The sequence below is a fragment of the Ruegeria sp. AB11 genome (assembly GCF_056536325.1).
Map to the genome: position 1 here is coordinate 2,357,442 of NZ_JBQFJO010000001.1, position 13,665 is coordinate 2,371,106.

The window sequence follows — 13,665 nt, forward strand, 5'->3', positions numbered from 1 at the left end:
AGGGCGTGATCAGCCGTCGGATGCGTCCGTTGAATTATCTGCAGTGCAGCTTGCGACCAGCTCCTCGTACTGAGCGGTGACCCAGCCCAGCGCGTCTTCGGGGTTTTGTTCTTCGATCTTGCCGCTGAACTGTTCAAAGACTTTTGCCGAGCGGCTTTCGTCGACCATCGTGTAAGACTGGCCGGTCATTACGGTGTCGTAGACAAAAAAGGCAATCGCAACCAGCAGGATGCCGCGTGCGATGCCGAAGAAGAACCCAAGTGCCTGATCCAGACCACCGATCGCCGAACGCTGCACCAGAGAAGAGAACAGCGGTGTAAAGATACTGACCACGATCAAGGCAACAGCAAAAACGGCGGCAAAGCCGGTGATAACCGAAAGCTCACAACTGTCGCGCAGGAATTCTCCGACGACGGGCACTTCTTTGACCAGTGGCACGGCCTGCGGCGCGAAGATGAAGGCCAGTACGGCAGCGGCAACCCAGCCAGCGATGGCGAGAACCTCGCGCATGAAACCACGCGAATAGGCCAACAAGCCCGACAGCACGATGATCAGGGCCACAACCCCGTCAATTATTGTAAAACCTTCCATGGCCCTCGCCTGTTCGTTTTCTGCCTCTCAAGGCGCAACTTTAACCTGCTCCGAACGTTTCGCCAACAAACCCCACCAAATCAGAGGGTCGGGTGAGTGTCAGACCTGCCACAGTGCCAGTTTTGCCACCCGCCGGAGCAATTGCCGCTGTGAAACCAAGTTTTTGCGCTTCTTTCAACCTGTTTTCTGTCTGAGGGGCCGGTCTAAGTGCCCCAGATAGCGAGATTTCTCCGAAAACGACGGTATCGGCGGGTAGGGCAGTATCTTCACGGGCACTTAGCAGCGCAGCTGCCACGGCGAGGTCTGCGGCAGGTTCGCTGACTTTTAGTCCTCCGGCGACGTTTAGATAGACATCGAGCCCAGCAAAGGGGATGCCGCAGCGGGCCTCGAGCACCGCAAGGATCATCGCAAGACGTCCGCTATCCCAGCCCACAACGGTACGGCGGGGCTGCGAATGAGGCGATGGAGCAACCAGTGCTTGCAACTCGACCAGCACGGGGCGGGTACCTTCAATGCCTGCGAACACCGCCGAACCGGGGCTCGGTGTGCCGCGTTCGGAAAGGAAGAGGGCCGAGGGGTTGGTGACCTGCGCCAAGCCCTTGCCGGTCATCTCAAAAACGCCAATCTCATCTGCAGGGCCAAAGCGGTTCTTTACCGCGCGCAGAATACGAAATTGATGGCCGCGTTCGCCTTCGAAATAGAGCACTGTGTCGACCATATGTTCGACCACACGCGGACCTGCGATCTGACCTTCTTTGGTGACATGGCCGACCATGATGATCGAAACGCCGTGGCGTTTGGCAAAAGTGGTCAGTTCGTGCGCGGCGGCACGAACCTGTGAAACTGAGCCTGGTGCGCTGTCCACATTGTCCGCCCACATGGTCTGGATCGAGTCGATGATGGCGAGGCCGGGTTTTTCGGCCTCTAGCGTGGTGAGGATATCCCGCAAATTGGTTTCGGCTGCCAGTTGAACGGGAGATTCTTCCAAACCCAACCGACGTGCACGCATCCTGACCTGCGCGCTGGCTTCTTCACCTGAGACATAGATTGTTTTGATACCGTTGCGCGCGAAGCGCGCGGCAGCTTGCAGCAGGAGGGTTGATTTGCCTATTCCGGGATCGCCCCCCACCAATAGGGCCGAGGCGGGGACGAGGCCGCCACCGAGGACACGATCGAGTTCTTCAACTCCACACAAGGTGCGGGGCGGGGGTGTCTCCTCGGTCGAAAGATCGGAGAGCGTGATCGACTGGCCACGCTTGCCGCCAAGCGATTTCTTGGCCGGTCCAGCGGAGAGGGGCGCTTCCTGAATGATAGTGTTCCATTCGCCGCAGCCATCGCAGCGGCCGGACCATCTTGTATGTGAGGCACCGCAGGCGGAGCAGGTGAAGGATTGTGTCTTTGCCATGTCGCCCTTCGTGCCCGAGGAAGGGCGGTTCTTCAAGCCCTCGCGGGCTTTCCTCACCGCCGATAGCGTGCCGCGTCCTCAGGCCCTGCGGACCATCGTTCGCGACAGGCGCTGATCGCGCCTATTCCGCAGCCCGCGGCGGGGTCATGGCGACCACGCTGGCGGGGAATTTATCGTCGTTAGGCGATTGCAGTTGTGCCGAGAGTTCGGGCAGCAGGTCGAACAACTCGTCCCTTAGCCGCGCCAGTTGGGATTTGGCGATGGATTCTTCGATCTCGATATCTCGGGTCCATTGGCGCAGTTCGTGTTGGATAATCTGGGCCTCTTCTATGCGATGCTGAAACTGCTCGATCTCTTCCTGCCTTTGCTGCAGGAAGGTTCGGGCGCGCGAGACCTTTGCCTCGGAATAGGTATCGGCAAGCTCCTGGCTGATCTGGCTCATCTGAGCGGCCAGTTCCAAAACCTGCGGTTCCAACGATTGCAGATCGGGGTGATCACGCAGAAAGGCCATTCGTTCTTTCACAGCGTCGAATTCAGAGGACAGTGCAAAGGCGCCGCTGCGGTCGGCGGCATGGGCGACCTGATAGGCCCCGGCCACGTCCTGCATGTTCATCGTGAACTTACGATGGGTGTTTTCAAGCGCCATCATGCGCGCGTTTGATGGCAGGTAGAAGACCAGCATCAGGATCAGGGCGGTCAATCCGGCCTGAACATATAGACCTGCGTCAATCGTTGCACCGGTGCTGAGACCGGCCTGCAACGAGAGCCAGGGGAGGATGCCAAACGCGGATAAAATGGTGGTCGTCACCGCGAACAATGCTGCGGCGCAGATCAGGAAAAAAGTGAGCCTTAATAAGGTATTCTGAAATTGCAATGTTATTGTGTGGAGGGCGGCCATGATCGTCGTTCTCCTTCTTCAACCGGTACACAAACCGGGCCGAAGCGGAGGGGTAAATAAACTTAGGGTGATCCGCTACGGACCCGCAAACTACAAAACTGACTGCTCGAAATATAAAGATGTTACTCAGAAATCTGTTTTCAATCAATTAGGTCTGAGGTTTTCGTGATCCGGATGTCATCTCTGTAATGTGGCCCAAGGCAAGCGAAGCGAGAATGCAGCCGGTGAACAGGTAGAGGCCCCACGCGGTTTCGATGGTCGCGTAGGAGATGCCCTTGGCCAGTGTGATGTAAAGCGCGATGAGGAAGATATCGGCCATCGCCAATTTGCCCAGGATGTTGAGCGCGGGTTGGACCCGTGGGTCCAACATATCCCATTGGACAAGCGCGGTGCCAATGGTTTTGACGTATGGCGCGAAGAGGGCGAAGACGGTGACGACCAGCGCGAGGAAGATGTCGGATTTCCACAAGGACTGGAGGCCGGTGATGACGCTGATCTCGCTGAGGCCGAAGATCGGCAGGAGGCCTGCACGCATCAGCGGGGCGAACCATGCGATGGGGTAGAGGATCAGGAGGGAGAGGGTGGCGAGGCGGAGGGTCATATCCGATACGCTAGTTGATCATGTTTCGAACGGAAACCATCCAACCCACAATGAACAGCAAGGTAATGCCGCCAACAAGGCCATATGACATTCTTTTGTCTGCGACAGTGATAAGTAGTTTCCGATGCAGCAGAAGTCCTGAAATGACATACCCAACGGACAAAGGAACACCCGAGAGCGGTTCTTCAATGTTCAGCGTTTTTACCAATAGAATCGACGCGAGCATTCCCGGAAAGGCACCCTGCAAAGCGGAGATTATGACAGGAACGAAAATGACTTCGGTTCGCAGCGAGCGCGGGACTCCCGACTTCTCGCCTATGAAATGAATGGTAAACCAAGCTAGCACAACCGAAATGAAGTAGAGAAACGGAAGCTGTTCAATGAGCAGTTTCACGAATTCCACTACCGCACCGCCTCAATCGGCCCCTCTGCACTCCCGCTGATGAACTGCTCGACATAAGGATCACCTGAGGCGTCCATCTGGCTGACCGGGCCGGTCCATTGGATCAGGCCTCCGTGCAACATGGCCACGTTGTCGGCAATCGCGCGGACCGAGCTCATGTCGTGGGTGATGGTCATCGCGGTGGCGCCCATCTCGGTCACAATCTCGCGGATCAGGTCGTTGATGACGCCGGACATGATGGGGTCAAGGCCTGTGGTGGGCTCATCAAAAAAGATGATCTCGGGCTCGGCGGCGATGGCGCGGGCGAGGCCGACGCGTTTTTGCATGCCACCGGACAGCTCGGCCGGGAAGCGGTCAGCGACGTTGGATTTCAGGCCCACACGGCGCAGTTTCTCGATGGCGATCTCGCGGGCCTCATCAGCGGGGCGTTTCAGTGAGCCGCGCAGCAGGCGGAAGGCGACGTTTTGCCAGACGGGCAGCGAGTCAAACAGCGCCGCGCCCTGAAACAGCATCCCGAAGCGGGCCAGAAACGCATCGCGGTCGCCTTTGGTGGCGTCCTTGCCGTCGACATAGATCATGCCGCTGTCGGGTTTGATCAGGCCGAGGATACATTTCAGCGCCACGGATTTGCCGGTACCCGAACCACCGATGATGACCATCGAGGTGCCTTTGGGAATCTCAAGGTTCATGCCTTGCAAGACGTGGTTGTCGTCAAAGGCTTTCGTTACGTTCTCCATCCGGATCATAGCGAGAAGAACACCCCTGTGAGTACGAAATTGGCGGCGAGGATAAGGACGGCAGCAGCCTCGACCGAGCCTTTGGTGGCGCGGCCCACGCCCTGCGCGCCGCGGCCCGAGGACATGCCGTAGTAGCAGCCCATGATGGCGGCGATCACGCCGAAGGCCGCGCCTTTGACCAGCGACGAGACAATGTCGCGTAGTTCAAGGAAATCAACGGTGTTTTTCAGATAGGCCGCCGGGTTGAAGCCCAGATTCTGCGTGGCGACGGTGTAGCCGCCTGCAATGCCGATGATATCTCCGACCGCAACCAGCAGGGGCACGGTGAGCAAAGCGGCCAGAACGCGCGGGGCGGTGAGGTATTTCATCGGGTGTGTGGACAGTGTGACCAGAGCGTCGATCTGCTCGGTCACTTTCATCGTTGCAATTTCAGCGGCGATGGAGGACGTCACGCGGGCGGCGATCATCAGGCCGACCAGCACCGGTCCAAGCTCTCGCACCATGCCAATGGCGACGATCTGGGGCACCACAGCTTCGGCATTGAAACGCGCGCCACCGGCGTAGATCTGCAGCGCGAGTGCGCCGCCAGTGAAGATGGCGGTCAGACCGACCACGGGCAGGGACAGCCAGCCGATATTCAGCAAGGCGATGCCGAACTCGCGTGGATAAAACGGCGGTCGGAAAATATGCGAAACCGCGTCGAGCGCGAACAGCGCGACGCGGCCAAACGCGGCCAGCATGTTCAGTATGGCGCGTCCCAGCTCACCCAGCAATGAGATGGGGCTCATTCCACGTAGCCTCGGGAATAGCGGCTGCCGAGTGAAGTCAGTATCTCATAACCGATGGTTCCGGCGGCTTCGGCCAGATCATCGACGGTTTGGTGCCCATTCAGGATACGCAGGCGTTCAGGAGTGTATGGCAAGTCGGTAACATCCACGGTGATCAGGTCCATCGAGATACGTCCTACCACCGGGCAGGGCTGATCACCAGCGAATGCGTCAATGCCGCCGCCAATGGCACGATGCAGCCCATCGGCATAACCTGCCGCCACGGTTGCGATCTTGGACGGCCGGCGCGCGGTCCAACTGTTTCCGTAGCCCACGGTTTCGCCGACGGAGACATCGCGCACCTGGATGATGGGCAGATCGACGGTCACAACCGGTTTGGCCCCGGCAAAGGGCAGCCCGCCATACAAGCCGATCCCCGGACGACAGAAATCAAAGTGAAATTCGGGTCCCATCAATGTGCCACCGGTGGCTGCAAGCGAACGCGGTGCATCCACCCCATCAGTCATTTGTTTGAAAGTCCGCAACTGCTGCTGATTCATCGGATGTTCCGGTTCATCCCCGCAAGCCAGATGAGACATAACCACTAGCGGATTCAGCGCAAGGGCCTCATGGCGCAGTTCTGCCCAATCAGCAGGTTCAAGCCCCAGACGGTTCATTCCACTGTCAAGTTGAATGCCGAAGCGGTGGTCGGGCAAGGCCTCGCGATGGCGTTTGAACTGTTCGGGGGAGTTGAGCAGAGGTGTCAGAGCATGATTGCGCAACAGATCAGCGTCGCCCTCCATATGGCCTGAAAAGACCGCGACAAGTGGGCCGGGGCCAACCGCCTCACGTACGACCGCACCTTCTTCGGCGACAGCGACAAAAAACTTGCGCACCCCTTCTTCGGCCAAAGCCCAAGCGACGGGTTCGGCACCCAATCCGTAGGCGTCGGCCTTTACGACAGCCCCGGTTTCGACGTTGGTTTTTGCGTCGAGCGCACGCCAGTTATGTGTCAGTGCGTGCAGATTAATCGTAAGATGTGCGGTACTCATAAAAGCTGTTCATGCCATTGTGCGGCCGACGTCAAGGGGGGGATTGATCTAATTTTTGCCTGGTTTGTGCGCCTCATAAGCTGCTTCTAGCTCAGAACGCAGGAAATTTCCGAATATCAGGGGGTTGTGCCTGGGATGACCAGTGCCAGGTAGAGGTTGAACGATTGTATTCACATGCGGATCAAAGAAGAAGGGAACGCTGTATCGTTCACGCCCTGAGCGATTGATAACGCGGTGAGGTGTTGACATGAGCTGACCGTTGCTCATGCGGTGCAACATGTCGCCCACATTCACGACAAACGCATCCGGGTTTGTCGGAACATCGACCCAGTTTCCCGCTGGTGTCTGAACCTGCAATCCGCCGACCTGATCCTGGGCCAGCAAGGTCAGACATCCGAAATCCGTATGCGGCGCAGAACCGAACAGGTCGTCCGGACTGGCCTTGGACTGCGGTGGATAGTGCAGAAGGCGCAACCAGATAGTAGGCTCGTCAAAGGCGGATAGGATCGAGAAATCAGTGGCCCCGCACGCCAAAAGTGCAATCCCCATCAGTCGGCGGCCCAATCCGGACATGACCTCGACATAGGTCTCAAGTGCTTCACGGAACTGCGGCAATTCTGGCCAACGATTGGGTCCAGAGAGATAGATATTCGGGTCAACGGATGCGTCCTCGCGCATCATCATGAAACTGGCGGATTGATTTGGTTTGGTGACATCAGCGAGGGAGGAGTTCACATCAGTCGACGTATTGATTGCAATATAGCCGCGATGGGTTGTATCGACCGCGATTGCCTGTTTTTCGGCCAATGGCAATGCGTGAAATTGCCTGGAGACTTCGAAGACAGCTTGAATCAGGGCCTGATCGATACCGTGATCAACAATATATCCAAAGCCGGTTGCTCCGTAGGCAGCGCGGAAATCGTCGGCGATTTCCTCGTCAGATCGTTCACCCAGTCGCACGACCGGGATTTCTGTGAATTCTGTCATTTCTCTCTCGCTTTGTTGGGATGGTTTCAGGGGCGAAGCGTGCCCCCGGTCTATCCCGCAAAGCGTTTGCGCCGATGTCCGTAGTGGCGTGCGAGTATGACGCGACGTGGCAAAGGTTGAAGAGAATACCGCATGGCAGGATTAGTTCATTGAGATTTGGTAAACGTCAATATCCATCGATCTGACCTTCCTGCTGCCAGGGTTTGACCAGATTTCCGAAGCGGGTGAACTGGGCTTCAAACGAAAGCTCTACCGTGCCTATGGGGCCGTGGCGTTGCTTGCCGACGATGACTTCGGCTTTGCCATGCAGGCGCTCCATGGCTTGCTTCCACTCTTCCATCTTTTCCAACTCGTGATCGCCGGGTTTCTCGCGTTCTTTGTAGTATTCCTCGCGGAATACGAACATGACCACGTCAGCGTCCTGTTCGATCGATCCTGATTCCCGAAGGTCTGACAGTTGTGGGCGCTTGTCGTCGCGGTTTTCCACCTGACGGCTGAGCTGTGACAGGGCAATGACCGGGATGTTCAGTTCCTTGGCGATGGCCTTCATGCCCATCGAAATCTCGGCAATCTCGTTGACCCGGTTCTCAGCCATGCCCCGGCAGAGTTGCAGATAGTCGATGACCAGCAAATCCAACCCATGCGTACGCTTCAACCTCCGCGCACGCGCTGCAAGCTGAGAGATCGGGAGGGCGGGGGTGTCGTCAATGAACAGCGGGCAGGCTTCTAATTCCTTGGCCGCATCCACAAAGCGACGGAACTCGGATTCTGTCATGTCGCCTTGGCGGATCTTGTGCGAAGAAATCTCCGAGGCTTCGGCCAGTACACGTCCCGCGAGTTGTTCGGCGCTCATCTCCAGCGAGAAGAACCCGACGACACCGCCGTCAACTGCGCCTTCGCTGCCATCGGGTTTCTGCCCGCGCTTGTAAGCCTTGGCCACGTTGAACGCGACGTTGGTCGCCAATGAGGTTTTACCCATCGACGGACGCCCGGCCAGAATGATCAGGTCAGACGGGTGCAACCCGCCTAATTGCTTGTCGAGATCGGCCAGACCGGTGGAAATCCCCGCCATGCCGCCACCGCGCTGGTACGCCTCGTTGGTGACGTTGACGGCTTCTGTGACCGCCTTAAGGAAGGATTGAAAACCTTGTTCGGTCTGGCCCTGCTCGGATAACTGATAAAGCTGTTGTTCGGCCTCGACGATTTGTTCCTTGGGTTCACTGGCCACATCGACCCGCGCTGCCTTGTCCGAAATGTCCCGGCCCAGGCGGATTAATTCGCGTCGGATGGCAAGGTCATAGATCATCTGGGCGTAGTCATGCACAGCAAAGGCACTGATTGAAGCGCCCGCCAGTTTTACCAGATAGGCCGGACCACCCAGTTCTTTCAGACCCTCATCTTCAGCCATGAATGATTTTAGCGTGACGGGTGAAGCCAGCGCATTTTTTGCGATACGAGTTGATGCGACTTCGTATATGCGCGCATGAACCGGATCATAGAAATGCTCAGCCCCAATAATCGATGCGACGCGATCATACAGATCGTTGTTCGTCAGAATCGCACCCAGAAGCTGCTGCTCGGCCTCGATGGAGTGCGGCATTGTTTCCGGATTCTGAATCTGTGCGGCTGCCTGCTCGATACTGCTGATCTCGTTCATTGCTGCTCTCTATGCCCCTTGGGCATGTTCCATAGCCGAGCCCCGTGAGTCGGGGCAAATTGTATGTTTTTGGGGATAGGCTGTGCATATCTCCAGACCCCATCATATTGAAGGATGATGAGGTTGTTCGTCAACATATTGTACGATTGGATCGCATTGCGCGATAATTGTTTCCAAGGCGCACACAGATGCCGTTGCGCTAGCTTTTGTGGGCTTCCTGCCATGCACGTGGGTCGTTGAGGAAGGCCTCGACCCCGTCCAGCGTCTCATTGTCGAACGCTTTCTGCACCTTAGCCTCTGCCAGCACATCCCACCAGGTGCAAAGGCTGTGCAGCTTTACGCCATGATCGCCCAGTGTCTTCTCGGTTTCGGGGAAAATGCCATAGTAGAAGATTACTGCGGTATGGCCGCAGGTCGCACCCGTCTCACGGATCGCATCAACAAAAGACAGTTTCGAGCCGCCATCGGTGGTCAGATCCTCAACCAGCAGCACACGTTCGCCCTCGGTCATCGCGCCCTCGATACGGGCATTGCGGCCATAGCCTTTGGGTTTCTTACGCACATAGGTCATTGGCAGGGCCATGCGCTCGGCAACCATGGCCGCGAACGGGATGCCTGCAGTCTCGCCGCCAGCGATGTTGTCGAATGCCTCGAAACCGGCCTCACGCATCACTGTGACAGTCAGGAAGTCCATCAGGGTTGAGCGGATGCGCGGGTAGGAGATTAGCTTGCGGCAGTCGATATAGGTCGGGCTGGGCAGGCCGGATGCCAGTGTAAAGGGCTCGCGCGAGTTGAAATGAACCGCCTTGATCTCCAGCAGCATCCGCGCAGTCAGGCGGGCGATTTCGGTGCTGTCGGGGAAAGAACTGGGGATCATGGCGCAAACCTCTGGTCTGGAAGGGTGTCGCAGGCTGATAGCCCGTCCTCTGGCCCAGAGTCGAGGGGGCTGACCAAAAGAAAAGCGGACCCCCAAGAGGTGCGCTTTGCCCTTACGGGCGGCAGAGCGCCAAGGTGGGCTTAGCTGCTCATATCGTAGGCGCGTTCCCCATGTACTGAGAGGTCGAGCCCGTTTGTTTCGGTCTCGGCGTCTACGCGAAGCGGGGTGATGAGTGCAACCACCTTAACCAACACAATCGTGACAACTGCCGTAAAGGCACCCACGATGACCAAGCCGCCCAGTTGCGCAGTCCAAGTTCCCAGACCGAAAAGTGCAATCATCAGAGTACCAAAGATACCCCCGACACCGTGAACGGCGAAAACGTCCAGCGTGTCGTCGATGTTCAGCTTATTACGGATCACATTGACGGCCTCCTGACACAGGATACCGGCAACCGCACCGATGATCAGAGCCTGAACCGGACCCACAAAGCCCGAGGCCGGGGTGATCGACGCCAGACCAGCAATGGTGCCAGTAACAAGGCCGACCATCGAGGCTTTGCCAAAACGGATGCGCTCCCATAACGCCCATGTCAGCGACGCTGTTGCGGCAGACAGATGGGTGACAGTCATGGCCATCGCTGCGCCGCCGTCGGCAGCCAGTTGTGAACCGCCATTGAAACCGAACCAACCGACCCACAGCATTGCAGCGCCCACCATTACATAGCCGGGGTTATGTGGAGGTGTCGTGCGATTGCGCCGCGGTCCAAGGATAACTGCGATGATCAGCGCGGCCAGGCCGGCGGTTTCGTGGACGACAATGCCACCCGCAAAGTCGCGCACGCCGATTTCGCCAAGAATGCCTCCGTCCGCCAGCATGCCGCCGCCCCAGATCCAATGGACAACGGGCGCATAGCACAGCAGCATCCACAGCGCCGAAAAGGTGAGGACAAAGCCAAAGCCAACACGCTCCACATATGCGCCGATGATCAGGGCAGGGGTGATGATGGCGAAGGTCATCTGGAAAGCGAAGAACAGCACTTCGGGTAAGGTTCCCGCAAGGCTGTCAGCGTCAACGCCGATCAGGAACGCTTTGCCCAAACCACCCCAGAGGCCGTTTTCACCCGGTCCGAAGGCGATCGAATACCCTGCGACCAGCCACAGAATGCTCATCAAACAGGCAATCGAGAAGCAGTGCATGAAAACGCTGAGTACATTTCGGGCACGCACAAGCCCACCATAGAACAGGGCAAGACCCGGCAGTGTCATGAACAGGACCAGTGCTGTTGCCACAATGATCCACGCTGTATCGGCTCCGTTCATGGGCCGCTCTCCTTTCCCTATTGGGGTGTCGGATGAGCAATCCAATTCTACCTCCGACACCGCTTGAGTGGTGTGGAGCGGGTTGAAGCCGAGCTGAGGTGGGGAAAAAAGAGGCAGCTATACAAAAAGCCGCCCGTTTAGGCGGCTTTTTTTCAACTGGTGATCAATTTTGCGCCTATCGGGCGTATTTGCCCCAAATTTAGGCGGACTGCGAAACGCCGCTCAGCAGCATAAGTAGTGCATGATCGCGAGCGGCTTTGCGCACGTTTTCACGCCCCAGAGCGCCGAATTCGACAGTCTCGGTGCGGGTTGGTTGGCCATCTGCTGCCAAACCAAAGCAAACGCGGCCTTCGGGTTTGTGCTCGGACCCGCCGGGGCCTGCAATGCCGGTGATCGAGACCGCCAGTTGCGCCTGTGAGTGGTGCAGCGCACCCTCAGCCATCTCCTGAGCAACCTCTTCCGAGACTGCGCCATGGGCCTCAAGCGTGTCGACGTGTACGCCAAGCATTTCTTGTTTGGCGGTGTTGGTGTAGGTGACAAATCCGCGCTCGACTACGGCTGAGCTGCCTGGGATGTCAGTCAGTGCGGCGGCGACCATGCCGCCGGTGCAGCTTTCGGCCGTTGCGATCATCACACCCTGCGACTTGGCGCGGTTCAACAGGTCGATCACGGTCATATGCCCATCACCCCATGCGCGATGCCAGCAAGGATCACGACGCCGACGGCTGCAAAAATGCCCGCGATCACGTCATCCAGCATGACACCCAATGGATCACCGCGCCGGTCGGCCCAACCGATGGGGCCGGGTTTGGTGATGTCGAACAGCCGGAACAGCAGGAAGCCTGCGATCCAGCCAGGCCAGAGCGCCGTGATATCGATTCCATGGGCCCATGACGGGTAGGAGATCGCCCAGATTGCGATGAACTGACCTGCGACTTCATCGATGACTATCTCGGACGGGTCGTGATCATCCTGTCCTGCCGTCATCACACGCGTGGCCCAAAGGCCGCCGAAGAATGCTGTCAACGTCCCGATGACCAGTAGCGGAAAGCCGCCCAGTGTGTGCAGAACCCATGCCAGTGGCAATGCAGCCAGTGATCCCCAGGTGCCGGGGGCAGGGCGCAGATAGCCGACGCCGCCGACGGTTCCGATCAAGCGCGCCGCGGTCATGACTTCACCAGACAGGCAGTCGCAAGCGACGCAATCCCCTCGCTGCGACCGGTAAAGCCCAGCCGCTCGGAGGTGGTGGCCTTGACCGAGACTTGATCGGTGCGAAGGCCCATGATCTGCGCCATCTCGGCGCGCATCGCGTCGGCATGAGGGCCGATCTTGGGATATTCGCAGACCAGCGTGCAATCGACATTAGAGATCGCATAGCCCAGTTGCCCGGCCAACTCGACGGCGTGGCGCAAGAAAATGTCGCTGGCCGCACCTTTCCACTGTGGGTCGGAGGGTGGGAAATGCTGCCCGATATCGCCCCGTGCCAGCGCGCCATAGATCGCGTCGGTCACCGCATGCATGCCCACGTCGGCATCAGAATGGCCTTGAAGTCCACGCTTATGTGGCACTTTCACACCGCAAAGGATAACGTGATCTCCATCCCCAAATCGGTGCACGTCGTAGCCGTTGCCCAGCCTTACATCCATGTTCATACCCATTATGCGTTCCGCCCGTTCGAAATCTTCGGGCCGGGTTATTTTTAGGTTATCCGCATCGCCCGGAACGATCGCCACATCAATCCCGGCAGCACGTGCAACTTCGACGTCATCTGCCGCGCCTCCGGGATGGGAGGCGTGGGCGGTCGTGATCGCGCCATAGTGAAACCCCTGCGGCGTCTGCGCGGCGTAAAGAGCAGACCGATCCTGTGTTCCTGTCACCACCGATCCATCTCCGGTCCAGAGTGCGTCAGTGACGGCCAAACCCGGAGCCGCTGCAGAATGTGCATCGAGCGCAGCCAGCACATCCTGGATTACCCTCGCGCTGACACAGGGACGAGCGACATCGTGGATCAAGACCTTTTCGACGCTGTGTGCTTCCAACGCCCGCAGGCCACTATGCACAGATCCGGCCCGGTCGCTGCCACCCGGTGCAAGAATCAGGTCTGTTGCAGAGAATTCTTTCCAGGCAGATGTATCGTCTTCCGCCAGAACAAGAACGATATGATCGACGAGCCCTTTGAAGCGATCAATGGTCCAATCTGCCACGCGCTGCCCACCCAAAGCGCGCCACTGTTTAGGCACTCCGCCTCCGGCGCGCTGGCCGCGCCCGGCGGCGACGATGATGGCGGCTGTGGTCATCTGCGGGTTCTCCTGATTGGGCATTGTTTAGGGGGCGGTGAATGCAGAGGCAATCACCCAAGTCAATCTGC

15 protein-coding genes are annotated in these 13,665 nt (G+C 58.1%); all 15 read right to left on the reverse strand.

From position 1 onward, the window contains the following. Positions 1–9: 9 nt before the first annotated feature. The 15 genes from ACR3EJ_RS11900 to ACR3EJ_RS11970 all read right to left on the reverse strand — a co-directional run bounded on the left by ACR3EJ_RS11900 (position 10) and on the right by ACR3EJ_RS11970 (position 13,594). Positions 10–591: a CvpA family protein gene (locus ACR3EJ_RS11900; RefSeq protein ID WP_170540114.1), complete on the reverse strand. Its 582-nt coding sequence runs from the start codon at positions 589–591 to the stop codon at positions 10–12. 40 nt (positions 592–631) lie between these two features. Next, positions 632–1,996: a DNA repair protein RadA gene (gene radA, locus ACR3EJ_RS11905; RefSeq protein WP_170470696.1), complete on the reverse strand. Its 1,365-nt coding sequence runs from the start codon at positions 1,994–1,996 to the stop codon at positions 632–634. Positions 1,997–2,117: 121 nt separating this feature from the next. Beyond that, positions 2,118–2,894, reverse strand: coding sequence for a DNA repair protein (locus ACR3EJ_RS11910; protein ID WP_170540111.1), 777 nt, complete (start codon positions 2,892–2,894; stop codon positions 2,118–2,120). 148 nt (positions 2,895–3,042) lie between these two features. Next, complete coding sequence (locus ACR3EJ_RS11915; protein WP_170540108.1) at positions 3,043–3,495, reverse strand: paraquat-inducible protein A; 453 nt, start codon at positions 3,493–3,495, stop codon at positions 3,043–3,045. A 10-nt stretch (positions 3,496–3,505) separates the two neighbouring features. Further along, complete coding sequence (locus tag ACR3EJ_RS11920; RefSeq protein ID WP_170540106.1) at positions 3,506–3,898, reverse strand: hypothetical protein; 393 nt, start codon at positions 3,896–3,898, stop codon at positions 3,506–3,508. Then, on the reverse strand, positions 3,898–4,644 hold the full coding sequence (locus ACR3EJ_RS11925) for an ABC transporter ATP-binding protein (protein WP_170540103.1): 747 nt from the start codon (positions 4,642–4,644) through the stop codon (positions 3,898–3,900). Before ACR3EJ_RS11925 ends, ACR3EJ_RS11920 begins: the two co-directional genes overlap by 1 nt. Beyond that, entirely contained in the window at positions 4,641–5,423 is a 783-nt protein-coding gene (locus ACR3EJ_RS11930) for an MlaE family ABC transporter permease (RefSeq protein ID WP_170540100.1), read from the reverse strand. Before ACR3EJ_RS11930 ends, ACR3EJ_RS11925 begins: the two co-directional genes overlap by 4 nt. After that, on the reverse strand, positions 5,420–6,454 hold the full coding sequence (gene alr / locus ACR3EJ_RS11935) for an alanine racemase (RefSeq protein WP_170540097.1): 1,035 nt from the start codon (positions 6,452–6,454) through the stop codon (positions 5,420–5,422). The genes ACR3EJ_RS11930 and alr overlap by 4 nt, the downstream gene beginning before the upstream one ends. A gap of 48 nt (positions 6,455–6,502) precedes the next feature. Next, a complete protein-coding gene (locus ACR3EJ_RS11940; protein WP_170540094.1) occupies positions 6,503–7,441 on the reverse strand; it encodes a 2OG-Fe(II) oxygenase family protein in 939 nt (312 codons plus the stop codon). Positions 7,442–7,607: 166 nt separating this feature from the next. Then, positions 7,608–9,098, reverse strand: a complete 1,491-nt coding sequence (locus ACR3EJ_RS11945; protein ID WP_170470688.1) for a replicative DNA helicase — start codon at positions 9,096–9,098, stop codon at positions 7,608–7,610. Between the two features lie 199 nt (positions 9,099–9,297). Then, positions 9,298–9,975, reverse strand: a complete 678-nt coding sequence (locus tag ACR3EJ_RS11950; RefSeq protein ID WP_170540091.1) for an orotate phosphoribosyltransferase — start codon at positions 9,973–9,975, stop codon at positions 9,298–9,300. A 140-nt stretch (positions 9,976–10,115) separates the two neighbouring features. Continuing rightward, positions 10,116–11,297 carry an ammonium transporter gene (locus ACR3EJ_RS11955; protein WP_170540088.1) on the reverse strand — a complete coding sequence of 394 codons (1,182 nt, stop codon included), beginning with the start codon at positions 11,295–11,297 and terminating at the stop codon, positions 10,116–10,118. A 199-nt stretch (positions 11,298–11,496) separates the two neighbouring features. Then, positions 11,497–11,973, reverse strand: a complete 477-nt coding sequence (locus ACR3EJ_RS11960; RefSeq protein WP_170540085.1) for a CinA family protein — start codon at positions 11,971–11,973, stop codon at positions 11,497–11,499. Next, positions 11,970–12,467: a phosphatidylglycerophosphatase A family protein gene (locus ACR3EJ_RS11965; protein ID WP_170540082.1), complete on the reverse strand. Its 498-nt coding sequence runs from the start codon at positions 12,465–12,467 to the stop codon at positions 11,970–11,972. The genes ACR3EJ_RS11960 and ACR3EJ_RS11965 overlap by 4 nt, the downstream gene beginning before the upstream one ends. Next, positions 12,464–13,594: a bifunctional 2-C-methyl-D-erythritol 4-phosphate cytidylyltransferase/2-C-methyl-D-erythritol 2,4-cyclodiphosphate synthase gene (locus tag ACR3EJ_RS11970; protein WP_170540079.1), complete on the reverse strand. Its 1,131-nt coding sequence runs from the start codon at positions 13,592–13,594 to the stop codon at positions 12,464–12,466. Before ACR3EJ_RS11970 ends, ACR3EJ_RS11965 begins: the two co-directional genes overlap by 4 nt. Positions 13,595–13,665 lie beyond the last annotated feature (71 nt).